Below are 22,961 nucleotides of genomic sequence, written 5' to 3' on the forward strand. Positions count from 1 at the left end.
ATCGACACTGTCACAATGTCTTTGAAGGCCTTCTGTTCCGGCAACTTCTCAATGATTTTGATTGTGCAAGCCGACATTGGCGGGCCCTGGGGCACGCCAATGTCTCAAAAAAGCTTGCACAGACCTCAGATATCGAGATTAGCGACCGACAGCGCATTGTCCTGGATGAACTCGCGCCGCGGCTCGACCTCGTCGCCCATCAGCCGCGAGAACAGCGAGTCCGCGTCGGTGGCGTCATTGACCTTGACCTGCAGCAGCGAGCGCACATTCGGATCGAGCGTGGTTTCCCAGAGCTGCTCGGCGTTCATCTCGCCGAGACCCTTGTAGCGCTGCATGGTCAGCCCTTTGCGGCCGGTCGCAAAGACCGCATTGAGCAGCGCCAGAGGCCCCGAGACGGTTTCGGAGACATCCTTGCGGCGCAGCACGGGCGGCGTCCCATAGACCTCGCTGAGGCGCTGTGCGTAGCGGTCGAGCTGGCGGGCGTCGGCCGAATTGATCAGTGCCATGTCGAGATGGGCGTATTCCTTGACGCTGCGCACGGTGCGCTCGAACACATAGCCGCCGATCCCTTCGTTCGACGTCGACATCCGCCCTGTCCAGCCGCGCTCGGTATCCTCGGCGATGATGTCGAGACGTTGTGCGACCCGCTCCGCCATCGCGTTGGCGCGGCCGAGGTCGGCAAAGACGTCGGGGTTGAGCCCGCCGGCGATCGCGGCCTGTTCGACCACGCCCCTATTGTAGCGCGTGTGCAGGCCGTTGATGAGCTGGCGCACGGCCAGCGCATCGTCGATGGCGCTGCGCAGGTCCTGCCCGGCCCGAACCTCGCCGGAGCCCAGCGCAAGCGAGGCTTCCTCGAGCCCGGAGCCGATCAGGAATTCCTCGAAGGCGCTCTCGTTCTTGATGTATTGCGAGCTCTTGCCACGCGTCACCTTGTAGAGCGGCGGCTGGGCTATGTAGAGGTGGCCGCGCTCGATCAGTTCCGGCATCTGCCGGAAGAAGAAGGTCAACAGCAAGGTCCTGATATGGGCACCGTCGACGTCGGCGTCGGTCATCAGGATGATCTTGTGGTAGCGCAATTTGTCGGCATTGAACTCGTCCTTGCCGATCGAGGTGCCGAGCGCGGTGATCAGCGTGCCGATCATGTCGGAGCCGAGCATGCGGTCGAAGCGTGCCCGCTCGACATTGAGGATCTTGCCGCGCAAGGGAAGGATCGCCTGGTTCTGCCGCGAACGGCCACCCTTGGCCGAGCCGCCGGCGGAATCACCCTCGACGATGAAGATTTCGGATTTCGCCGGGTCGCGTTCCTGACAGTCGGCCAGCTTGCCGGGCAGGGACGTGACGCCGAGCGAGCTCTTGCGGGTGATGTCGCGCGCCTTGCGCGCGGCTTCGCGCGCCGCCGCGGCCTGGATCACCTTGTCGATGACCACCTTGCCCTCGGTCGGGTGCTCTTCCAGCCAGGTGCCGAGCGCCTCGTTGACCAGCCCCTCGACCACCGGACGGACTTCCGACGAGACCAGCTTGTCCTTGGTCTGCGAGGAGAATTTCGGGTCGGGAACCTTGACCGACAGCACCGCCGTCAGGCCTTCGCGGCAATCGTCGCCTATCAGCGAGACCTTTTCCTTTTTGGTCAGGCCCGAGGAGTCGCCGTAGCCGGTGATCTGGCGCGTCAGCGCACCGCGGAAACCGGCCAGATGGGTGCCGCCATCGCGCTGCGGGATGTTGTTGGTGAAGGCCAGCACGTTCTCGTGGTAGCTGTCGTTCCACCACATCGCCACCTCGACGGTAATGCCGTCGCGCTCGGCCTTGATGGCGATCGGTTTGTCGATCAGCGGTTTCTTGACCCGGTCGAGATATTTGACGAACTCTTCGAGGCCGCCATCGTAATGCAGCTCATGCCGCAACACGTCGGCATGGCGGGCATCGGTCAAGACGATGCGCACGCCGGAATTGAGGAAGGCGAGTTCGCGAAGCCGGTGTTCCAGCGTGCCGAAGTCGAATTCGACCATGGTGAAAGTCTCGGCCGACGGAAAAAAGGTGATTTCCGAGCCGCTGCGCCCCTCATAGGTGCCCGGCTGCTTGTCCTGTTCATAGGCGCCGGTGACTTTCAGCGGCGCGTCCGCATTGCCATGCGTGAAGCTCATCTCGAAGATCTGGCCATTGCGGCGGATTTTGAGCTTCAGCCACGCCGAAAGGGCGTTCACTACCGACACGCCGACACCATGCAGGCCGCCCGACACCTTGTAGGAATTCTGGTCGAACTTGCCGCCCGCATGCAGCTGGGTCATGATCACTTCGGCCGCCGAAATGCCTTCGCCGGTGTGGATATCGGTCGGAATGCCGCGGCCATTGTCGATAACCGTCACCGAACCATCGGGGTTGAGCGTCACCGTGACCAGGTCGGCGTGACCGGCCAAGGCCTCGTCGATGGCGTTGTCGACCACCTCATAGACCATGTGATGCAGGCCTGAACCGTCGTCGGTGTCGCCGATATACATGCCGGGGCGTTTGCGGACGGCGTCCAACCCCTTCAAAACCTTGATGGAATCGGCGCCGTATTCGGCTTCAGCGCCGTTGGTGTTCTCGATCTGGTCGCTCATGAAAACCTGTTGTCTAGATGCCGCTTGTACAGCGCGAAAAATCGGCCCCGAATCGCGCCTCTGCTATGCACAAGATATAGGCGCTAAAGGCGGTTTTTCCAAGGTTTGCAGGCATTTCCGGCCCAAATGCCGAGCCGGCAGCCGGCTATTTTTTTCGGGCGCCGAATTTAGCGAGAAGGCCGCGCAGATATTTGATCGTGGGTTTGTCCCTGGGCGCCAGCCGGCCCGTGCGGTCGAGCTCCAGCGTCAGGTTCAGCGCCTCGGTCAGCACCGCCTTCGGATCCTTGGCCACGTACGCGTAGTTGATGTAGGCCTGCACCAGGTCAAATTGCCAGATCGCGTTGTTCGGATCGGACCGGGCCAGTTGCTGACGGATGCCAAGGCTGGCTTCGAAGGCTTTCTTGGAGCCCTCGAAGTGGCGCTGCTTGGTCTCCAGCATGCCGATTTCCGACAGGGTGATCGACAGATCGCGTTGCCAGTCGGAATTGCCTGGGTCGAGCTTGGCCAGCCGGTCGGCAATGGCAAGGCTGTCCTGGTAGTTCTGCAGCGCGTCGCTGGTATTGCCCTGGGCGTCAAGCACGCCGGCGACCTTTTCCAGGCAGACCGACAGGTCGCGCTGCCACTCGGTGTTGGCGGGGTCATCAGCGGCAAGGTTACGCGCCACGGCCAGTGCCTGCCGGTAGGAAGCCAGTGCCGCCGGCCAGTTCTCCTGGTCGTTGAGCGCGTTGCCGATCTTGGCGTAACTGATCGACAGGTCGCGCTTCAAGTCGGTATCGTTAGGGTCGCGGCGCACCAGGTCTTCGGCGATTGCTTGGCTCCTGCTGTAGGCCACGAGCGCACCGGCGGCGTCGCCGCGCTGGCGCAGCACGTCACCGATCCGCTCCTGGCTGACCGCGACAGCGCGCTGGCGCTCTGGGTCATCGGGTTTGTTCCCCGTCAGCACCAGCCGAATTCTCAGGCTCTCCTCAAAGGCCGTCTGGGCATCGTCCAACTGGCCGGCGGTACGGGAAAGGTCGCCGATCTCGTCATAGCTTATGGTCAGGTCGCGCAGCCGATAGGCGCTGTCCGGCTCGGCATCGGCCAATTTCTGCTTGATCGACAGGCTCTCTCGATAGGCCTGAGCCGCCGCGCCCACGTCGCCCTGCGTCGCCAGCACGTTGCCGATCTTGTCATTGGCCATGGCAAGATCACCGAGCCAGTCCTTCTTGTCCGGCATGCTTGCGGTCAGCGCCTCCAGCATGCCCCTGGCCGCCTCATAGTTTTCGAGCGAGGTCGGCAGGTCGCCTTGCGCCATTTTTATGTTGGCGAGCTTGATGTGGCTGATGGCGAGATCCCGCTTAACGCTGGGATCGGCTTCCTGACGCGACCGCTGCTCGAGATTGGCCAACAGGGCGTTGAAGGCGCGGCCGGCCGCCTCGACATTGCCGACCGTCGTGTAGAGCTGACCGAGTTCCTCCAGCGTGCGGCTCTGACGGTCGGCCTGTTCCAGGTTGAGAGCGGTCTGCCCAGCTTCGCCATACAGCGACAGCACCGTTTCATAGCCCTTGATGGCCGCCGCATAGCTGAGGTCGGCGCGTGCCGCGCCCGCCGACAGGAACAGTGTTGCGGCCTGTGACAGCGTGCGGTCGACGAAATTCACCTTCAGCGCCTTGCGCGACACCTCGTCGACAGCGACCGCTTCGGCGAGCTTCGCCTGGGCCGCGCCGAAGGCGCCCAGGGCCAGTTGCGCCTCGGCCTGGCGGCGCAGTTCAGTCACCCGCGGATCGTCGGCAGCCAGCATCTTCATCTCGGCGCGCACCTTGACGAAGGCGTCGGCCGCCTCGCGCAGCCGGGCATTCAGCCTGTCCGCCGACAGATGGCTGGTGTCGGCGCTGATCAGCGCGCCATAGAGCGGCGCCAGCGGCATGTCGGCATCGCTGGCGATCTGCTCGACCTGGCCGCGCATTTCCGGCGTCACGTCGGCCATGGCCAGCAGCAGGCGTTCGCGCTCCGGCAACTGTTCCCTAGCGGTGGCGGCGAAGAACAGCTTCGGCAGGCCGCTCTCGACATAGGGCAGCTGTTTGCCGCGCGACAGGTCATAGACCTCCTGCTGCACCAGCGTCAGCACGGAGCGGATTTCGAGCCCGTCGGTGCCGAGATATTTGGTCAGCGCCGTCGTGAAGGGCGAGTTCTGGCCGGTTCCGTCGGCGGCCGTCTCGCCCGGCGCGGCCGAAAAAGCAAACAGGATGTTTTCCGCCCGGCCAACGCGCCCGAGGCCCGGCTTGACCTTGTCCGCGACATCCTTTGCCAGGGCGGTGGCGCCGCGTCCTTCGCCACTGCTCCCCGAGAACGGATCGCCGCGGCAGGCATCGAGCACGATCAACCCGACCTTGGCGGTGGCGACGACCGCGTCGCGCACCTCTTCCAGCGGCAGGCTGGTCTTGTCCAGCGCGTCGAGCGAGGACGCGTCGGCATCGACCGGCAGCAGCCGGTTGTCGCCTGAGATCTCGACGCCATGGCCGGAGAAATAGACCAGCGCCACGTCGGCACCCTTGGCGTCTTCGCGAAAATCGTCGAGTGCGCGCCGCATGCGCCGCAGATCCCGGTTGGTTTCGAGCACGACCTCGAAACCGAGCTTCTTCAGCGACGCTTCCATCGCCTCGCCGTCGTGAACGGGATTGGCGAGCGCCCGGACCAGCCGGTAATCGTCGTCGGCCATGACCAGCGCCACGCGCCGCTCGGCCACCGCGGTGGCGGTGGTTGCGAGCATCAGCAGCAAGGCAAACAGCAAACGCAAGTGGAACCGCCCCCCGGCTCGGTCGTTTGCCGACCATTCCACCTCTTTATCGCGCGGGCAAGCCGGCTCGAACCGGCTCGTTCAGGCCGCGCGCATCGGCTTCAGTGCCTCGCTCCAGCGCGACAGCTCGTCCAGCATGATCTTGGCTCCGCCGGCCACCTGCTCGCTGGCGTTGAAAGCGCGGTTTTCGTCGAGCAGCTTCTGATACATCGGCAGCGCGACGCCCTCCGGGATCGGCATGATTCCGACCGATGTCAGCAACGGCTTCAGCGCCTGCGCCGCGCGCAGGCCACCGGAAACGCCGCCATAGCTGAAAATGGCGGCGGGTTTGTATTTCCATTCCCGCGCGAGGTAGTCGACCGCGTTGACGATCGCCGGCGCGACGAAATAATTGTACTCCGGCGCCACGAACACAAACGCGTCGGCGGCGTCGGTCGCCTTCGATCAGGCCTTGGTGTGGTCGTTCTGGTAGTTGCCAAGTCTCGGATGATGCGGCTCGTCCAGCACCGGCAGGTCGAACGCGGCGATATCGGTCAGCACCGGCTCGAATTTTCCATGCTCGCGCGCGAACGCCTCCAGCCACTCGGCAAAAACCGGGCCGGCGCGGCCGGGCCGCGTGCTGCCGATGATGATGTTCAACTGGTGCTTCAAGGCGGGCTCCTTCGATTGGCGGTATCCGTTGCTGACGGTCCCTACGGCAGAGCGCAACGACGGACAAGGCGGGAGCCTGCGCATGGCGGTCACGATCGGATGAACGAACCCGTCTGCTTTCGCGTCTCGCGCTGGCCTGGTTCGTCCTGCCGTTCGGCCACATGGACGCCCGCATCGCCAGTCACTACATTGAGGGCGAACAGCGGAGCACTTCATGGACACGCAGCCCGCCCCATTCGTTCCGCCCGCGCCGAAGCCGCGCACATCGCCGCCTTCGACGCTGGAGATGATCCGCATCGTCTACCGTAACCCGCTCGAACTGTGGGGTGAGCCGACCTACAACGAACCCTGGATTTCGGCCAACGGCGCGGGCGGGCCGCTGGTCATCGCCAACGACCCCGGCCTTATCCGCCATGTGCTGGTCGACAATGCCAAGAACTACAAAATGGCGACGGTGCGCCAGAAGATCCTGCGACCGATCCTGCGCGACGGCCTGCTGACCGCCGAGGGCGAGGTCTGGAAGCGGTCGCGCAAGGCGATGGCGCCGGTGTTCACCCCGCGCCACATTTTTGGCTTCGCCCAGCCCATGCTGAAGCGCACGCGCGAGTTCGCCGCCCGCTACGAGGCGGGCGGCACGTCCGATATCGCCCATGACATGACGCTGCTCACCTACGACATCCTGGCCGAGACGCTGTTTTCCGGCGAGATCGCTGGCGAGCAGGGCAGTTTCGCCAATGAGATCGATCGCCTGTTCGAGACCATGGGCCGTGTCGATCCGCTCGACCTGTTGCGCGCGCCCGACTGGCTGCCGCGGCTCACCCGCATCCGCGGCCGCAAGACCATGGCCTATTTCCGCAAGATCGTCACCGACACGGTCAAGATGCGCGAAGAGAAGGTCAGGCGCGATCCCGATGCCGTGCCGCAGGATTTCCTGACGCTCCTGCTCAAGGCCGAAGGCCCGGAGGGGCTGACACGGGCCGAGGTCGAGGACAACATCATCACCTTCATCGGCGCCGGCCATGAGACCACGGCGCGCGCACTCGGCTGGACGCTTTATTGCCTGGCCGAATCGCCATGGGAGCGCAACAGGCTCGAACAGGAGATCGACCAGGTGCTGGCGCGCGAAGCCGATCCGACGAAGTGGCTGGACGCCATGCCGTTGACGCGCGCCGCCTTCGAGGAGGCGCTCAGGCTCTACCCGCCGGCGCCGTCGATCAACCGCGAGCCGATCGTGCCGGAGATGTGGAAGGATCTCTATATCCCCAAGCATGCAGCCGTGCTGGTCATGCCATGGGTCGTTCATCGCCACCGGAAGCTTTGGGACAGGCCCGATGCCTTCCTGCCGGAGCGCTTTCACCCGGGAAACCGCGAAAAGATCGACCGCTTCCAGTATCTGCCGTTCGGCGCGGGGCCGCGCGTCTGCATCGGCGCCAGCTTCGCCATGCAGGAGGCGATCATCGCGCTCGCCATCCTGCTATCGCGCTTCCGCTTCGATGTGACCGCTGAAACGAAGCCCTGGCCGGTGCAGAAACTGACCACGCAGCCGCATGGTGGTTTACCCATGCAGGTCACACCTCGCTAGAGCAATTCCAGGAAAAGTGTGACACGGTTTTCCGTCCGGAATTGCGTAAAAACAAAGAGATAGAGCGGTTCGCCGTTTCCGTGAAACGGTGAAATGCTCTAGGCGGGCCGATAGTCAGGTGATGCCGGCCTGACCTTTGGACGGTTGCGGCAGTTTATGCCGCGGGCTTGCGCTGCTGGAATTGACCGGCGGCGCGAAAGCGCCAGAGGTAGCTGGGCAGGACCGTCGCGATCGATTGCGGCTGGATGCCCAGCCCGGTGAGTGTCCGGTTGGCCTTGGTTGCCGCGTCGGAAACGATGTTGTGCTCACGCAGCTGCATCACCTGGTCCTTGGTCAGCAGCGGATTGGGCAACAGTCCGAGGATAGAGGCCTGGATGTTGGCCACCCACCACGGCACCGGCACCAGCAGGCGCTTGCGCTCGATCACCTCGAGCAGCTCTTCCATGCATTCCCTGAAGGTGAGCACCTTGGGGCCGCCAAGCTCGTAGATCTGGCCGCCATCGACCTTGCCCTCGACCGAGCGCGCCACCGCCTCGGCGACATCGCCGACATAGACCGGCTGGAGCTTGTTGTGACCGCCGCCGATCAGCGGCAGCACCGGTGAATAGCGCGCCATGTTGGCGAAGCGGTTGAAGAAGGAATCCTCAGGCCCGAAATTGATCGACGGCCGGAAGATCACGGCATCCTTGATCGTCTCCAGGACGGCCTGTTCGCCAAGCGCCTTGGTGCGTGCGTAGTCCGAGCCAGAGCCCAGATCGGCGCCGAGCGCTGAAATATGGGTGAGGCCGGCGCCGACAGAGCGCGCCGCCTCGGCGACCGCGCGGGCGCCGAACTCGTGCACGGCGGAGAATTTCTGCCGGCCGCTCTCATGCAGGACGGCGACTAGGTTGATGACATGATCGGCACCTTGGACGGCGCGGTCGACCGACCAGCGCACCCGCACATTGGCCTGTACCGGCTGGATCTGGCCGACATTGCCGAGCGGCTGCAAATGGCCTGCAAGGTCAGGCCGCCGGCAGGCGACCCGGATGCGATAGCCGCGCTTGGCCAGCGCGCGCACGACATGGCGGCCGACAAAGCCGGACCCGCCAAACACGACGACGAGCTTCGGGGTCTGCAAGATTTCGGTCATGGCGGGCTCCGGCGCACGTTCCAGATGGCTTGGCTGAAGCCGTTTCATAGTCCGTTTTGCGCCAAAGGCAAAGGGTGACGCGACGTCGCTGTCCCCCTTGTCTCCGCGCAATTCCAGGAAAAGTGCAAGGCGGTTCTTCCTTGGGAATTGCGTCAGGACAAAAACACCTCAGAACGCCTTGCCGATGCGTGCGTCGACGCAGAAAACCCCGCCGAAGCGGGGTTTTCCGGATGACATCCATGCGAAGCCAGGGGCCGACGGAGCGGCCTGACCTGAGACGGTATCAGGAGGGCGTGAAGCAAGTACGCCCACCCCAGCCCTGAACATCCGACATGGTGCCACCGACCTTCTTGCAGGCCGCGACGAAATCGGCGCTGCAATTGGCGAATTTGGCGTGGCCGTTCTTGCAGTAATGGTCCTCGGTGGCGCCGCCGCTCGGGGCGGTGATGACGCCGGGCGTGGACGGTTTCACCGGAGCGGCCTTCAACGTGGCTGCCTGGGTGGCGCCCATGAACGAGCCGAGAAGAAGGACCGCGGTGAGCATGGTGATCTTGGTGTTGGTCATGGCAATTTTCCTTTTGATTCCGGTTGGGTTTTCCGAGGCGCAAAGGGACATCCTCCGCGTGAAGCAGGCTTTCGCTTTCGGTTTGCTGTTTCCCCCGGCGTGGATCGGGCAAGCTCGCCTTGCCCTGGACAAAGCTGGGTGTTTGCAAAGCGCAAAAAGGTTCAGCGGCGCGCAGAAAAAAACGCACCGCGCCGCGCCCTGCGCCGGCAGTCTTCAGGTAACTGTCTGAAATAATGGACTATTCAGGCTGAATAGCGCTCGGCGAATTCGGAAATGCGCTGCACGACCGCCTTCGGCGCGGTGATGCCGCGTGCCTGCGCCTTCTCGGCTGCCTCTGCCCGGGCGCGCCCCGGCACATGGACGCCGTAGCGGCGGCGCAGCCGGTCGAGCTGGTCCTTCATGCGCTGCTCGAAATCCGGATCGAGCAGCTTGGGTTCGACGGCAAGCACGAACAGGCCGGTTCCGGGGCTGTCCGGGCCGCCGCTGAACCATGGCGCGTCGAGCGACCAGTTGGCGCCCGACAGGCCGGCTGCCAGCACTTCGACCATCAGCGCGATGTTGGCGCCGCGCTGGCCGCCGAAGGCAAGCATGGCGCCCTTCATGGCGGCCGCCGGATCGGTGGTCGGGTTGCCGCTCTCGTCCAGCGCCCAGCCTTCGGGAATTTTCTTGCCGTCCTCGGCCGCCTTGCGGATGTTGACGAAAGCGGTGGCGCTCGACGACTGGTCGATGACCAGCGGCGCGCCGTCGGCGGCAGGGGCGGCGAACGACATCGGGTTGGTGCAATAGACCGGCTTGACCGAGCCGGAACCAGCCAGAACGGCCGGGCCATTGGTGGCGGCGAACGACACCAGCCCTTGCGCCGCCAGCCGGCCGGTGAAGTAGCCGAGCGCGCCGCATGTATAGGCATTCTTCTGCGAGAAGATGGCGACGCCGAACAGCCTTGCCGCCTTGGCGAGGTCGTCGATGGTGCGGTCGAAGCCGGTATGCGCCAGCCCGCCGCGCGCGTCGGAGAGATAGACCGCCAGCGCCGGCCTCGTGATCACCGGATCGGCGTTGCCGTCGATGCGGCCGGCCTCGAGCGCTTCGAGATAATCGATGAAATGCGTGAGCCCCACGCTCGAAAGCCCTTCTGCCTCGGCCGATATGATCGAGGCGGTGAGCGATTGCGCCGCTTCTTCATTGGCGCCGGCGCCGAGTGCCGCCATCCGGCACAGTCCTCTTGCCTGGTCGAGACTGAGTTGCATCGTAGCTGCCTTCAAGTGGGTAGGGAGTGGTGGGTAGTGAATAGAGGATGCGGCGAGCCGCTTCCACTCACTATTCGCTACTCACTCCTCACGAGAGCAATTCCAGGAAAAGTGTAACACGGTTTTCCGTCCGGAATTGCGTAAAAACAAAGAGATAGAGCGGTTCGCCGTTTCCGTGAAACGGTGAAATGCTCTAGCCGATCTTGTTCGGGATGCGCGCCTCTATCCTGCCGAAGGCGAACACCAGGATGCCGGTGATCGTCATGTAGATCAGCGCCAGCAGCAGCAAGGGTTCGTAGGTGAGATAGGTGTCCTGCCGCACCTTGGACGAAACCGCGAAGATATCGATGACGCTGATCGTCGCCACCAGCGGCGTCGATTTCAATTGCAGCACGGTCTCGCCGGTCAGTGTCGGCAGCGCCCTGTAGAAGGCCTGCGGCAGCCAGATGCGCCGAAAGATTTTCCAGCGGCTCATGCCAAAGGCGCGAGCCGCCTCCAATTGTCCCTTGGGTACGCCGGCAAAGGCACCGCGCATCACCTCGCCCTCGTAACCGGCGAACGACAGGGTCAGTGCCAGCACGCCATAAGGCCAGGCTTGCCGCAGATACGGCCACATCCAGGATTCGCGAATCCACGGATATTGCGGAAACAGCGAACCGAGGCCGTAATAGAGCAGCCACAGCTGGATCAGCAGCGGCGTTCCCCGGATCACCGTACAGAAGGCCTTGGCGGGTGCCGCGAACCAGAACGAGCCGGTGGCCTGCGCCAGCCCGAGCGGCACGGCGAGCAGGAAGCCGAGCACGCAGGTAACGGCCAGGATCCATAGTGAACGCCAGATGCCGAGCAGGCCCATCTCGTAATACTGCGGCAGCCAGTCCCAGCGCATGAAGAATATGGCACCCAGAACCAGCCCCAGCGCGACCAGGATCAGCACGATGCGGTGCGGCTGCAGCCATAGCGACGTTCGCGCGACAACGTTGATGACGGCCGCTTCGTTCGCCATCAGCGTGCTTCCTTGAGCGAAGGCATGCCGCGCCGCGACCATGCCTCGACGCGGCCGATAAGGAAATTGGAAATCAGCGACAGCAGCAGGTAGAGAACGGCTGCGGCGAAAAAGAAGGTGAAATAGGCTTTGGTGACGCCTGCGGCCTGCCGCGTTGCCAGCGCCAGTTCGTAGAACCCGACGACCGCCAGCAGGGCGGTGTCCTTGGTGGCGATCAGCCAGAGGTTGGCGAGGCCCGGTATGGCAAACGGCAGCATGGCCGGCAGGGTTATGCGCCGCAGCATCAGGCCGGGAGACATTCCGTAGGCACGGGCGGCTTCGATCTGGCCCTGCGGAATAGCCAGGATCGCTCCGCGTATCACCTCCGTCGAATAGGCGCCCTGGACGAAGCCGAGCACGGCGATGCCGGCGGCAAGGCCACTGATGTCGACGCGCTGGTAGCCCATTGCCGTCAGCGCCTGGTTGATCAGGTCGGTTCCGGCATAATAAAGCAGTAGGATCAGCACCAGTTCGGGCACCGCGCGCACGACGGTGGTGTAAACCGCCAGCAGATCACGCACCACCGGCCCGCCATAAAGCTTGCCGAAGGCGCCGCCAGTGCCGATCAAAAGGCCGAGGCAGGTGGCCCCGAGCGCGATCTCGATCGAATGCAGAAGTCCGAGCAGAAGCGTTCCGCCCCAGCCTGGTGGGTTGGGCGAGAGAAGCTCGATGATGCCGGCCGCCGAGGCCGAAAGAAATGCGTCGATCAGCTTTGCCCCCGGATTGCTGGCGTCAGCCGCTGGCCATTTTCGTCAGCGAAAGCGTGCGTGGACAGGTTCAGGCAAAAACCGCACGGCGCACGATGCGCCGCGCGGCCACAAGCCAGGCTTGCCAATCAGTTCGACTGAGCGCCGCCGCCGCCGTAAATGTCGAAATCGAAGTATTTCTTCGAGATCTCGTCATACTTGCCGTTGGCGCGGATCGCCTTGATACCGGCGTTGATCTTTTCCTTCAGGTCGGTGTCTTCCTTGCGCACGCCGGCGCCGACGCCCGGTCCGAGCACTTCGTCGTCCGGAGCCACCATGCCCTTCAGGTCGCAGCAGGCCTTGCCCTGGTCCGATTTCAGGAATTCGCCGAGCGCGATGGAATCGGCCTGCACCGCGTCCAGCCGGCCGGCGGCGAGATCGTTGTTGGCTTCGTCCTGGGTCTGGTACTCCTTGATCTCGGAAGCCGTGGCGCCGAAGTGCTTCTTGGCGTAGACGGCATGTACGGTCGACACCTGGACGCCGACGACCTTGCCCTTGAGGTCTTCAGGCGTGGAGCCGAATTTCTGGTCCTTCGGTCCGATGATCGCCGTCGGCGTGTTGTAATACTTGTCCGAGAAATCGATCGTCTTCTCGCGCTCCGCGGTGATCGACATCGAAGAGACGATGAGGTCGATCTTCTTGGTGGTCAGCGCCGGGATGATGCCGTCCCAGGCAACAGGCGTGATGACGCAGTCGAGCTTCTCCTCGGCGCATACGGCGTCGATGAACTCGATCTCCCAGCCGACCCATTTGCCCGAGGCGTCCGGCGAGGTGAAGGGCGGATAGGGCTCGGCGGCGACGCCGATCTTGACCGGATCGGCCTTGGCGACGCCCATGGCGGCGACGCCGAGCAGCAGCGCCGCGGCGAATGTCTTCAGAACAGTCTTCATTTCAAACTCCCAGTTTGTTGTTGGTTCCCGGTTTTCTTCCGTCCCGGCCTGTCCCTAGCCGATGTTGCGGATGAACTGCTTGAGCCTTTCGGATTTCGGTGCGCCGAAGATCTGCTCCGGCGGCCCTTCCTCCTCGACCAGCCCGTTGTAGAGATAGACGACGTGGGTCGCGACCTCGCGGGCGAACTTCATCTCGTGGGTGACCAGCACCATGGTGCGGCCTTCGCGCGCCAGGTCGCCGATCACCTTCAGCACTTCGCCGACCAGTTCTGGGTCGAGCGCCGAGGTCGGCTCGTCGAACAGCATGACGCGCGGATTGATGGCAAGCGCGCGAGCGATCGCGGCGCGCTGCTGCTGGCCGCCTGAAAGATAGGCCGGATAGACATCGCGCTTTTCGGCAAGCCCGACGCGCGCCAGCAATTTCTCGGCCTGGGCGATAGCCTCGTCGCGCTTGACGCCGAGCACATGCACCGGAACCTCGATGACGTTCTCGATCAGCGTCATGTGGCTCCACAGGTTGAAATTCTGGAACACCATGCCGAGCTTGGAGCGGATGCGCTCGATCTGCTTGCGGTCCGCCGGAACGGTGTGGCCATAGCTGTCGGCCCTGAGCTTGATCTCCTCGCCGTTGACGCGGATGATGCCGCTGGTCGGGTTTTCCAGGCAGTTGATGCAGCGCAGCAGTGTCGATTTGCCCGAGCCCGAGCCGCCGATAATGGCGATCACCTCGCCGTCGCGCGCCGACAGCGACACGCCCTTCAGCACGTGCAGTTCGCCGAATTTCTTGTGCAGGTTCTCGACGTGGATGGCTTCGGCGGCGCCGTCCTGCACCTTGCCGGATTGGACTGTGGCAGCTTCCACCACGGTCACTGGGCGACCTCTGTAGGGTCGGCGGTTCGTCGAACGTCCATCCGGCTAATCAACATATACGCTGTACTGCCCACTCCAGACTTCAGCATGGACCCAACGGCGAGAGCCCGTCAATCCTGCTCATTACGGCACTTGCGAGCTTGTTGTGCAAGTGTATAAATAGCCTTCCATGAAATTTTTTCGATTTTTTTCAGCAGAAAAAGGGCCTCTATGAGCGCTTTCGGATCACAGTCCATGGCGGCGCCGCTGCGACGCGTGCTGATGCGGTCGGCGGCCAACGCCATGCGCAATGCCGACAGGGATGCCTGGCACTATGGCCCGGGTTTCAATCCGGCGAAAGCGGCATCGCAGCACGCGCTCCTTGCTGAACTGGTGACGGCTTCCGGTGCCGAGATCGAATGGATCGAGGACACCGCGGATGGACTTTCGGACTCGGTGTTCACGCACGACCCGTCGCTGATGACCGACCGCGGCGCGTTGATCCTGTCCATGGGCAAGCCCTTGCGCGCCAGGGAACCTTCGCTGCATGAGGAAACCTACCGAAGGCTGGGCATTCCAATCCTCGGCCGGGTCGAGGCTCCCGGCCAGGTCGAAGGCGGTGATTGTGTATGGCTTGATGCCCGCACGCTGGTGATCGGGCGCGGTGTCCGCTCCAACCAGGAAGGCATCCAGCAGGTTTCCAACCTGCTGACGCCGCTCGGCGTTTCCGTCTACGGCTTTGACCTGCCGCTGTGGCAGGGCGAGGAGGCGTGCCTGCATCTGATGTCGGTGATCAGCCCGCTGGCCGACGACCTCGCACTGGTCTATTCACCGCTTTTGCCGGCCCCGTTCTATCAGATGCTGAAGGCGCGCAACATCCGGCTGGTCGAAGGCGACGCCGAAGAGTTCGCGGCTTCCAATGGCCTTAGCCTGAACGTGTTGCCGACCAGCCCACTCAAGGTCATTGCCGTTGCCGGCTTCCCAAGGACCAAAGCCGCGATGGAAGCTGCCGGCTGCACGGTCGAAATCTTCGAAGCGGATGCGCTCTGCGTTGCCTGCGAGGGCGGGCCGACATGCCTGACGCGGCCGATCCTGCGCCAATGAATACGCCGTCCCGCCGCAGCTTCCGTCGCGAGGGCGAGGAGCGGCGGCGGCAGGATCTGATCGAAGCCACCCTGGACAGCGTGGCGGAACATGGCCTGCAGGGCGCCACCTTGCGCACCATCGCATTGCGTGCCGGCGTCACCGCCGGGCTGATCCGGCACTATTTTCCCAGCAAGGAAGAATTGCTGCAGGAAGCCTACGCGGCGCTGATGGGCCGCATGACCGAGCAGGCGAAAGCGGCGTTGGTCATGGAAGACGCCTCGCCTCGTCAGCGTCTTGCGGCTTTCATCACCGCCAACCTCGATGCGCCGATCATCGACGCGCGGGTGTTTTCGCTCTGGGCAACCTTCATCGGCCGCGCCAGCGCGGATCCGACCCTGGCCCATGCCCACCGCGAAGGCTACCTTGGTTTTCGCAATGAGGTGGAAGCGGTCGTGGCCGAGGTGCTCGCCGCCGAGCGGCGCAATCCGGACACAAGCCAATTGCGCCACCATGCCATCGCGATCAATGCGATCATCGACGGACTCTGGATCGAAGGCTGCCTGGCCGGCGAGATGTTCTCGCCCGGCGAACTGGCGGCGATTGGCATCAAGACCGTCGAGGCCGAACTAGGCCTCGCGCCGGAAGGGAAGAAAAACCAATGACGACACTCGGCGAGGCCCTCATCACGCTGCTTGAAGCGCATGGCGTCGATACCGTCTTCGGCATTCCAGGCGTCCACACGGTCGAGCTTTACCGTGGCCTGGCGCGCTCGAAGATCCGTCACGTCACGCCGCGCCATGAGCAGGGTGCCGGCTTCATGGCCGACGGTTATGCCCGCGCCAGCGGCAGGCCGGGCGTCGCTTTCGTCATCACCGGACCGGGGCTGACCAACACCATCACCGCCATGGGCCAGGCGCGCGCCGATTCGGTGCCGATGCTGGTCATCTCGGGCGTCAACGCCATGCCGACCCTGGGCAAGGGGCTGGGCTTCCTGCATGAGCTGCCGGATCAGCGCGGCATGATGGAAACGGTGGCCCTGTTTTCGCAACGCATTACCGAAGCCGATGAATTGCCCGGCGCGCTGGCACGGGCCTTCGCACTGTTTTCGTCTTCCCGCCCCGGTCCGGTGCATATCGAGATCCCGACCGATGTCATGGTCAAGCCGGCCGACGGCATCGCTGCCTTGTTGAGCAACGTCGCACCGCCGGCGCCCGACGGCGCGGCAATTGCGGACGCGGCCAAACTCATCGCCGCCGCGCGCCGTCCGTTGATCCTTGCCGGCGGCGGCGCCAAGCGTGCCGACATGGCGCTGCGTCGCCTGGCCGAGACAATGGGCGCACCGGTCGTCGAAACCACCAATGCGCGCGGCCTGCTGCACCGCCATCCGCTCTGCGTTCCGGCAAGTCCGAGCCTGAAGGCGGTTCGCGCCCTGATGGCGGACGCCGATCTGGTGATTGCCGCCGGCACGGAATTCGGGCCGACCGACTATGACGGCTATGGCGACGGCGGCTTCGTCCTGCCTTCCAATCTGATCCGCATCGACATCGGCGCCGACCAGCTTGCGCGACGTCCGATGACAGTCGCCATCCAGGCCGATTGCACCGAGGCGATCGAGGCCCTGCTTGCCGCGATCGGCGCCGCTCACCCGGCCGCGCCGGACGGCCAGGTACGCGCCGCCGCTGCACGCAAGGCCGGCTTTGCCGAGCTGAGCCCGGCCTATGTGGCACAGGTGCATGCGGTGGAAATGATACGCGACACCTTGCCGGGCGCGATTATCGTTGGTGATTCGACACAGCCGATCTACGCCGCCAACCTCTACTATGATCACGACCGGCCAGGCGGCTGGTTCAACGCCTCCACCGGCTTCGGCGCGCTCGGCTACGGCCCGCCGGCGGCGATCGGCGCAGCACTTGCCATGCCCGGCGCCCCGGTCGTCTGCCTGACCGGCGACGGCGGGTTCCAGTTCACGTTGCCGGAGCTCGGCGCGGCGCTCGATGCCGCGGCTCCCGTCATCTTCGTCGTCTGGAACAATCGCGGCTATCGCGAGATCGAAACCTCGATGCTCGATGTCGGCGTGGAACCTGTCGGCGTATCGCCGGCGCCGCCGGATTTCTGCAAGCTGGCCGAGGCCTATGGCATCGGCGCCGAACGGCTGGCCGATATCGGCGCCTTGCCGCGGGCCCTGAAACGCGCCCGGGCGACGGGACTGCCGTGCGTCATCGAAATCACGATCGATTGAGGCCTTCAGGACAGCGTTGATTTTCCATCCAGCATCGTATCCTTCGCCGGCTTGGCTTTTGCGCGGGCATGAGCAGCGCGCCCGCGGCTCTGCCTGTCGCACGGCTGCCTGACGCATGCAAAGACGTGACGGCTGCCATGTCGAGATATCAATTGAGTGATCGCCCGAAAGGCGCGACGCTTCGCGTCGGGCGGCAACAAGCGACAAAATCATAAAAAACGACAGGAGCGGTCCAGGATGACGGAAACACTCAAGGGCAGGCATATCGTTGTGACCGGCGGAACCGGAGCGCTCGGTGGCGCGGTGGTCGGCAGGCTGCTGGAGCAGGGCGCGATCTGCCACGTCCCGAACGCGCACGCCGCCGCACCCCAGCATTTTCCTTTCGCCGCGCACGAGAACGTCAAGCTGGCGCACAATGTCGACCTGTCGGACTCCGCCAAGGTCGAGGCCTTCTATGCTCAGGTTCCCGCCTTGTGGGGGTCCGTCCATCTGGCCGGCGGCTTTGCCGCGGCGCCGGTGGAAAAGATCGAATCGGCATCCTTTGCCGAGATGATGGACACCAATGCCCGCACCACCTTCCTGTGCAGCCGCGCGGCCATCCGCTCGATGCTGGAGTCAGGCACTGCCGGCCGCATCGTCAATGTCACCGCGCGCGCCGGGCTCGACCTCAGGCGCGGTGCCGGCATGGTTGCCTACGCGGCCAGCAAGGCAGCCGTCGCGGCGATGACGGTGGCGATGGCGGAGGAACTCAAGGCCGAGGGTATCCTGGTCAATGCCGTGGCGCCGTCGACGCTCGACACGCCGGCGAACCGTGCCGATATGCCGGACGCCGATTTCACCAGATGGGTCAGCCTCGAAGCCGCGGCCGAGGCCATCGCCTACCTGGCCTCACCCGCCAATCAGGCGATGAGCGGAACTCTGGTGCCGCTCTACGGCCGGGCCTGAATCGCGAGCGTCGAAGCCGGGCACACGGCATCCGTTCCATCGGCATTGCGATAGCTGTAGATCCGCAGCGGCGATGAAGCGGCCGTGGGGCACTCGCGCAACCATGCCGGCGGCCGGCCTTCAATCAGCCCCGCCGCGAATGGATAGGCGGCTTCCAGCGCCGGCAAAGGCGGGCCTCGCCAGGCGCAAATCGCGACATGCGTTGCCCTGGTGGCATCGAGTATCGCGCGTGGGTCGGCGGTCGCCGGATCAAGAAAACGGTAGCTTCGTTCGATTCCCTTGGCCGACGGGTGATTGGCGATCGTCACCACCTTGGGACCGTCGGCAAGGGCAACGAAACGCGAGCCGACCAGCGGTGGGGAAAGGACAATGGCGCCTGCCGGCCAACCCTGTTCAGGCTCAAAAGGGCTGGAATAGCAGTTATCGGCGAGCTCGCCCGCAGGAACCGCCGCTTCGGACGGTTTTACCGACAGGTTGTACAGCGCCATTGCGACGGACAAAACGAGACCCGGCAGGATCAACGTATATTTGCGCGATGCCGTCGGCACCGGAGATTTCAAATAGCGTCCCAACCTCGCATCCGGCGACAGCAGGCTCGCCAGGACGAAAACGAGGCCTATGCCGGCAAAGATCGGAAGGTAGCGGTAGTAGCGGACATAACCGACCGCCAGCACCAGCGCGAGCAGCGAGAACAGGGCCAATATCACGAGAGGCCGGCTTCGACCGTGCCGCCCGGCGCAGATGACGGCTGGCGCAAGCGCGCCGATAAACAGCAGCGCCATGCTGGGAAAGCCTGTCGACAGGACGACATCAGGGCGCCGGAACAGGCTCATTTCCTGAAGAATTCTGTTGATCATGTTGTCGCGAACATAGGCGTCGAGCGAAGCATAGGGACTGGCCAGGCATTGCGGAAACAACACGGCCAGCGCCGCGGCACTTGCCGCCGCGAAAACCAGCAGGATTGCCGTGCGCATGGGCCATCCTCCACGCCGGCCGGCAAGCCAGGGCACGACGGCAAATGAAAGCCCGGCCGCGACCAGCGCCGTCACGTGCGGCGTTGAATAGCTGTCGCATCTGACCGCGGTATAGGCGGAGGGCGGCACGATCGCCGCGAACAGGCCGATCGCCCCGGCAGCCAAGGCGAGGCCGAAACCGACGATCCGGCTTTCACCGCCCTCGCGGTCAAAAATCCAGTCGAAGGCGTAGACCGCGATCACCAGCGCATAGAACGGCGCGAACTCGGCGCTGACGGCGATTGACAAGGCCGTCAGCAGCCCGTTGACGAAGGCGGAAAAGCGATTTCGCGATATCATCAACACCAGCGCTGCCAGAAGCAGCAGGATTTGCAGATTGTGATAGTCGATCCGTCCCGGGGCGAATTCGAAAAAGGTGCGCGCGGCAAAGATCAACGCCAACGGGAATGCAATGGCCGGATAAGCAAAGCCGGTGGCGATCACCAGCCGGTTGTAGAAATAGAGCGCCGGCGCGAGCAGCAGCAGCGGGACGGCGAAGCTTGCCAGCATCAGAGCCGGCTCGAAGCCGGCGAAAGGGGCGAACAGCCGCGCGAAGGCGGCATAGGGCAGGTCAACGATCCATGGCCAGTGCGAGACATAGGGCTCGGGCTGGACGATACCGGGCAGCGTCCGGTCGAAGATATTGCCCGTCTCAAGCAAGGTACGGATTTCGTGGAGCTTGAGCAGATCGTCCGCGTCATTGTTGAGCCTGAAGCCCAGGCACCAAAGGGCGGTCATCAGGACCGCCATTGCGCAAAAGCAGAACAGGACAGGCGCGTTGGTGTAAAGACGCAGCAACCAGGAAGGTGGCGCGGCGGCATTGTTGGCGCCATTGCTCATGGAAGGTATTCCCTTGGACCACTGGCAAATACGCGACGAAGTTTATGTTCCCGTAAAGAAAAGACCCGCCGGATCGCTCCGGCGGGTCTTTTTGTAAGGTCGCACGCGAGGCGTGCCGTCGATAGCTGACGCCTTAGTTGCCCTGCTTCTTCAGCGCGGCACCCAGGATGTCGCCCAGCGAAGCGCCGGAGTCGGTCGAGCCGTACTGAGCGACGGCTTCCTTCTCTTCGGCGATTTCCAGCGCCTTGATCGAGACCTGCAGCTTGCGGGTCTTCTTGTCGAAGGCGATGACGCGGGCATCGACCTTCTGGCCGACGGTGAAGCGCTCGGGGCGCTGCTCGTCGCGGTCGCGGCTGAGGTCGGAACGCTTGATGAAGGTCTCGATGCCGCTTTCGACAAGCCGCACTTCCAGACCGCCATCCTTGACGCCGATGACTTCGCAGGTGACGACCGCATTCTTGCGCAGTTCGCCGCTGTTGGCCGCTTCGCCGACCGTATCCTTGGCCAGCTGCTTGATGCCGAGCGAGATGCGCTCCTTGTCGATGTCGACGTCGAGCACCTGCGCCTTGACCATGTCGCCGCGATTGTACTCTTCGATGACCTGCTCGCCCGGACGAGTCCAGTCGAGATCGGACAGGTGCACCATGCCGTCCACGTCGCCTTCGAGGCCGATGAACAGGCCGAATTCGGTCTTGTTCTTGACCTCGCCCTCGACCTGGCTGCCGACCGGATGGCTGGAGGCGAACGCCTGCCACGGATTCTCAAGCGTCTGCTTGAGGCCGAGCGAGATGCGGCGCTTGGCCGGATCGACCTCGAGCACCACGACGTCGACTTCCTGCGTCGTCGACAGGATCTTGCCGGGGTGCACGTTCTTCTTGGTCCACGACATTTCCGAAACGTGGATGAGGCCTTCGATGCCCGGCTCCAGCTCGACGAACGCGCCGTAGTCGGTGATGTTGGTGACGGTACCCTTGATCTTCTTGCCGATCGGGAACTTGGTGCCGATCTCGGACCACGGATCGCTCTCGAGCTGCTTCATGCCGAGCGAGATGCGGTGGGTTTCCTGGTTGATGCGGATGATCTGCACCTTGACCGTCTGACCGATGTTGAGGATTTCGGTCGGATGGTTGACGCGGCGCCATGCCATGTCGGTGACATGCAGCAGGCCATCGATGCCGCCGAGGTCGACGAACGCACCGTAATCGGTGATGTTCTTGACGACGCCTTCGACAACCTGGCCTTCTTCGAGGTTCTGCACGATTTCCGAACGCTGTTCGGCGCGGCTTTCCTCGAGCACGGTGCGGCGCGAGACCACGATGTTGCCGCGGCGGCGATCCATCTTGAGGATCTCGAAGGGCTGCGGGTTGTGCATCAGCGGGGAGACGTCGCGGATCGGGCGGATATCGACCTGGCTGCGCGGCAGGAAGGCCACGGCGCCGTCGAGGTCGACGGTGAAGCCGCCCTTGACCTGGTTGAAGATGACGCCTTCGACGCGCTCACCCTTGGTGAACTTCTCTTCGAGACGGACCCAGCTCTCTTCGCGGCGGGCCTTCTCACGCGAAAGCATCGCTTCGCCAAGCGCGTTTTCGATGCGCTCGACATAGACTTCGACGGTGTCACCGACCTTGAGGGTGGTGTCCTTGCCCTTGACGCCGAATTCCTTCAGCGGCACGCGGCCTTCGACCTTGAGGCCGACGTCGATGATGGCCATGTCCTTTTCGATCGCGGTGATCGTGCCCTTGACGACTTGGCCTTCGCCGGAATGGCCGGCGGTAAATGATTCTTCGAGCAGGCTCGCGAAATCATCGCGAGTGGGATTTGCAGCTGACATATTTTCTCCTGGAGTGCCCCGCATCTGAAGCGGGACGGGCGCCGTGGGTTAGCGTTGCGTTGGCCTGCCGGCGTTCCGGGTTGAAAAACCCTGGGCCGCTTTTCAAGCGGCAATTCCGGCGCATGAAGAATGCTGGCAGGCTGGTTCGTGCCCGATATGGGTATTTTCTGCGCTTCCGGCAACGGAAAACGAGGGAAAACCCGGATCAGGCTTTATTTCGCTTGGCCAGCACGTCGTCGATGACAGTCATGGCCGCGAGAAACGCGGCTTCTATAGCCATTTCGCTGGTATCAAGCAAGTGCGCGTCGGCGGCCGGCTTCAAGGGCGAGTCGGCGCGGCCCATGTCGCGCTGGTCGCGGCGCTCGATGTCGGCGAGGATTTCGGCGAAATCGGCGGTGCCGCCGATGCTCTCGATCTCCGCCAGCCGGCGCCTCGCGCGCACTTCGGCGCTCGCCGTGACATAGAGTTTGATGTCGGCGTCGGGACACACGACAGTGCCGATGTCACGCCCGTCGAGCACCGCGCCCGGCGGCGTCTTGGCGAACTCGCGCTGCTTTTCCACCAGAATGCGCCGCACGGTCGGGTAAACCGCGACTTTCGAGGCAGCCTCGCCGACCGCATGCGCCGACAAGACCGCGCGGTCGAGCGTCGCCAGATCGACCTGGCGCGCGGCGGTTTCGGCCGCCGATACGTTGTCGAGCGGCAGGCCGAGCCGCAGTAGCGCATGGGCCACCGCACGGTAGGTGAGGCCGGTGTCGAGCAGGTTCAGCCGGTAATGGTCGGCGAGACGCCGGGCGAGGGTGCCTTTGCCTGCACCGGCTGGACCGTCGATGGCGATGGTGAAGACGTGTGTCATCGGCGGGCCAACGCGATCGGAAGATGCGGTGGATAAAACAAGCGTCGCGATCCTTCACACCCCCCTCTGTCCTGCCG

At 63.9% G+C, this 22,961-nt stretch carries 18 protein-coding genes and 1 pseudogene; 6 read left to right on the forward strand and 13 right to left on the reverse strand.

Features of this window, described 5'->3' with window-relative positions; genetic code table 11:
- Positions 1 to 125: 125 nt before the first annotated feature.
- The 3 genes and pseudogenes from gyrB to LB568_RS28635 all read right to left on the reverse strand — a co-directional run bounded on the left by gyrB (position 126) and on the right by LB568_RS28635 (position 6,024).
- Positions 126 to 2,597, reverse strand: coding sequence for a DNA topoisomerase (ATP-hydrolyzing) subunit B (gene gyrB, locus LB568_RS28625; protein ID WP_140570578.1), 2,472 nt, complete (start codon positions 2,595 to 2,597; stop codon positions 126 to 128).
- 145 nt (positions 2,598 to 2,742) lie between these two features.
- Entirely contained in the window at positions 2,743 to 5,373 is a 2,631-nt protein-coding gene (locus tag LB568_RS28630; protein WP_224731875.1) for a caspase family protein, read from the reverse strand.
- Between the two features lie 81 nt (positions 5,374 to 5,454).
- Positions 5,455 to 6,024, reverse strand: a pseudogene (locus LB568_RS28635) (NADPH-dependent FMN reductase).
- A gap of 214 nt (positions 6,025 to 6,238) precedes the next feature.
- Between LB568_RS28635 and LB568_RS28640 the strand changes: the two are divergent.
- Positions 6,239 to 7,606 (forward strand): cytochrome P450, encoded by a 1,368-nt coding sequence (locus tag LB568_RS28640; RefSeq protein ID WP_224731876.1) that lies wholly within the window; start codon positions 6,239 to 6,241, stop codon positions 7,604 to 7,606.
- 154 nt (positions 7,607 to 7,760) lie between these two features.
- On the opposite strand, the gene LB568_RS28645 is transcribed toward LB568_RS28640, so the two are convergent.
- Both LB568_RS28645 and LB568_RS28650 read right to left on the reverse strand, forming a co-directional pair.
- Entirely contained in the window at positions 7,761 to 8,738 is a 978-nt protein-coding gene (locus LB568_RS28645; protein WP_013891548.1) for a complex I NDUFA9 subunit family protein, read from the reverse strand.
- Between the two features lie 283 nt (positions 8,739 to 9,021).
- Entirely contained in the window at positions 9,022 to 9,303 is a 282-nt protein-coding gene (locus LB568_RS28650; protein WP_013891547.1) for a hypothetical protein, read from the reverse strand.
- Between LB568_RS28650 and LB568_RS28655 the strand changes: the two genes are divergently transcribed.
- Entirely contained in the window at positions 9,302 to 9,532 is a 231-nt protein-coding gene (locus LB568_RS28655; protein WP_041163963.1) for a hypothetical protein, read from the forward strand. The genes LB568_RS28650 and LB568_RS28655 overlap by 2 nt on opposite strands.
- A gap of 13 nt (positions 9,533 to 9,545) precedes the next feature.
- Here LB568_RS28655 and LB568_RS28660 read toward each other — a convergent pair whose 3' ends face one another.
- The 5 genes from LB568_RS28660 to LB568_RS28680 form a co-directional block, all read right to left on the reverse strand.
- The gene (locus LB568_RS28660; RefSeq protein WP_140570568.1) at positions 9,546 to 10,547 is read right to left on the reverse strand and encodes an Ldh family oxidoreductase; all 1,002 of its coding nucleotides are present in this window, start codon (positions 10,545 to 10,547) and stop codon (positions 9,546 to 9,548) included.
- Between the two features lie 193 nt (positions 10,548 to 10,740).
- A complete protein-coding gene (locus LB568_RS28665) occupies positions 10,741 to 11,550 on the reverse strand; it encodes an ABC transporter permease (RefSeq protein ID WP_140570565.1) in 810 nt (269 codons plus the stop codon).
- Complete coding sequence (locus LB568_RS28670; RefSeq protein ID WP_210160835.1) at positions 11,550 to 12,263, reverse strand: ABC transporter permease; 714 nt, start codon at positions 12,261 to 12,263, stop codon at positions 11,550 to 11,552. Before LB568_RS28670 ends, LB568_RS28665 begins: the two co-directional genes overlap by 1 nt.
- A 161-nt stretch (positions 12,264 to 12,424) precedes the next feature.
- Positions 12,425 to 13,225, reverse strand: coding sequence for a transporter substrate-binding domain-containing protein (locus LB568_RS28675; protein WP_013891543.1), 801 nt, complete (start codon positions 13,223 to 13,225; stop codon positions 12,425 to 12,427).
- Between the two features lie 54 nt (positions 13,226 to 13,279).
- The gene (locus tag LB568_RS28680) at positions 13,280 to 14,095 is read right to left on the reverse strand and encodes an ABC transporter ATP-binding protein (RefSeq protein ID WP_013891542.1); all 816 of its coding nucleotides are present in this window, start codon (positions 14,093 to 14,095) and stop codon (positions 13,280 to 13,282) included.
- A 210-nt stretch (positions 14,096 to 14,305) separates the two neighbouring features.
- Between LB568_RS28680 and LB568_RS28685 the strand changes: the two genes are divergently transcribed.
- The 4 genes from LB568_RS28685 (at position 14,306) to LB568_RS28700 (ending at position 18,344) form a co-directional block, all read left to right on the forward strand.
- Positions 14,306 to 15,178: a dimethylarginine dimethylaminohydrolase family protein gene (locus LB568_RS28685; RefSeq protein ID WP_224731877.1), complete on the forward strand. Its 873-nt coding sequence runs from the start codon at positions 14,306 to 14,308 to the stop codon at positions 15,176 to 15,178.
- Positions 15,148 to 15,822: a TetR family transcriptional regulator C-terminal domain-containing protein gene (locus LB568_RS28690; RefSeq protein ID WP_224731878.1), complete on the forward strand. Its 675-nt coding sequence runs from the start codon at positions 15,148 to 15,150 to the stop codon at positions 15,820 to 15,822. The genes LB568_RS28685 and LB568_RS28690 overlap by 31 nt, the downstream gene beginning before the upstream one ends.
- Positions 15,819 to 17,399 carry a 5-guanidino-2-oxopentanoate decarboxylase gene (locus LB568_RS28695; RefSeq protein WP_224731879.1) on the forward strand — a complete coding sequence of 527 codons (1,581 nt, stop codon included), beginning with the start codon at positions 15,819 to 15,821 and terminating at the stop codon, positions 17,397 to 17,399. Before LB568_RS28690 ends, LB568_RS28695 begins: the two co-directional genes overlap by 4 nt.
- A 237-nt stretch (positions 17,400 to 17,636) precedes the next feature.
- On the forward strand, positions 17,637 to 18,344 hold the full coding sequence (locus LB568_RS28700; RefSeq protein ID WP_013891538.1) for an SDR family NAD(P)-dependent oxidoreductase: 708 nt from the start codon (positions 17,637 to 17,639) through the stop codon (positions 18,342 to 18,344).
- On the opposite strand, the gene LB568_RS28705 is transcribed toward LB568_RS28700, so the two are convergent.
- The 3 genes from LB568_RS28705 to cmk all read right to left on the reverse strand — a co-directional run bounded on the left by LB568_RS28705 (position 18,329) and on the right by cmk (position 22,884).
- A complete protein-coding gene (locus LB568_RS28705) occupies positions 18,329 to 20,197 on the reverse strand; it encodes a hypothetical protein (RefSeq protein ID WP_224731880.1) in 1,869 nt (622 codons plus the stop codon). The two genes, LB568_RS28700 and LB568_RS28705, sit on opposite strands and share 16 nt — an antisense overlap.
- A gap of 133 nt (positions 20,198 to 20,330) precedes the next feature.
- The gene (gene rpsA / locus LB568_RS28710; RefSeq protein ID WP_013891536.1) at positions 20,331 to 22,028 is read right to left on the reverse strand and encodes a 30S ribosomal protein S1; all 1,698 of its coding nucleotides are present in this window, start codon (positions 22,026 to 22,028) and stop codon (positions 20,331 to 20,333) included.
- Positions 22,029 to 22,233: 205 nt separating this feature from the next.
- Positions 22,234 to 22,884 (reverse strand): (d)CMP kinase, encoded by a 651-nt coding sequence (cmk, locus tag LB568_RS28715; protein WP_140570554.1) that lies wholly within the window; start codon positions 22,882 to 22,884, stop codon positions 22,234 to 22,236.
- Positions 22,885 to 22,961: the final 77 nt, after the last annotated feature.

The sequence above is a fragment of the Mesorhizobium sp. B263B2A genome, from assembly GCF_020165775.1.
Classification (GTDB): Bacteria; Pseudomonadota; Alphaproteobacteria; order Rhizobiales; family Rhizobiaceae; genus Mesorhizobium; species Mesorhizobium opportunistum.

Excerpts from the sequence above, each read along its gene's own strand:
- gyrB (WP_140570578.1), bottom strand. The coding sequence starts at position 2,597 with ATGAGCGACCAGATCGAGAACACCAACGGCGCTGAAGCCGAATACGGC.
- LB568_RS28675 (WP_013891543.1), bottom strand. The coding sequence starts at position 13,225 with ATGAAGACTGTTCTGAAGACATTCGCCGCGGCGCTGCTGCTCGGCGTC.
- cmk (WP_140570554.1), bottom strand. The coding sequence starts at position 22,884 with ATGACACACGTCTTCACCATCGCCATCGACGGTCCAGCCGGTGCAGGC.
- LB568_RS28645 (WP_013891548.1), bottom strand. The coding sequence starts at position 8,738 with ATGACCGAAATCTTGCAGACCCCGAAGCTCGTCGTCGTGTTTGGCGGG.
- LB568_RS28685 (WP_224731877.1), top strand. The coding sequence starts at position 14,306 with ATGAGCGCTTTCGGATCACAGTCCATGGCGGCGCCGCTGCGACGCGTG.
- LB568_RS28640 (WP_224731876.1), top strand. The coding sequence starts at position 6,239 with ATGGACACGCAGCCCGCCCCATTCGTTCCGCCCGCGCCGAAGCCGCGC.
- LB568_RS28700 (WP_013891538.1), top strand. The coding sequence starts at position 17,637 with ATGACGGAAACACTCAAGGGCAGGCATATCGTTGTGACCGGCGGAACC.
- LB568_RS28660 (WP_140570568.1), bottom strand. The coding sequence starts at position 10,547 with ATGCAACTCAGTCTCGACCAGGCAAGAGGACTGTGCCGGATGGCGGCA.
- LB568_RS28665 (WP_140570565.1), bottom strand. The coding sequence starts at position 11,550 with ATGGCGAACGAAGCGGCCGTCATCAACGTTGTCGCGCGAACGTCGCTA.
- LB568_RS28695 (WP_224731879.1), top strand. The coding sequence starts at position 15,819 with ATGACGACACTCGGCGAGGCCCTCATCACGCTGCTTGAAGCGCATGGC.
- LB568_RS28705 (WP_224731880.1), bottom strand. The coding sequence starts at position 20,197 with ATGAGCAATGGCGCCAACAATGCCGCCGCGCCACCTTCCTGGTTGCTG.
- rpsA (WP_013891536.1), bottom strand. The coding sequence starts at position 22,028 with ATGTCAGCTGCAAATCCCACTCGCGATGATTTCGCGAGCCTGCTCGAA.
- LB568_RS28655 (WP_041163963.1), top strand. The coding sequence starts at position 9,302 with ATGGCAATTTTCCTTTTGATTCCGGTTGGGTTTTCCGAGGCGCAAAGG.
- LB568_RS28690 (WP_224731878.1), top strand. The coding sequence starts at position 15,148 with ATGCCTGACGCGGCCGATCCTGCGCCAATGAATACGCCGTCCCGCCGC.
- LB568_RS28650 (WP_013891547.1), bottom strand. The coding sequence starts at position 9,303 with ATGACCAACACCAAGATCACCATGCTCACCGCGGTCCTTCTTCTCGGC.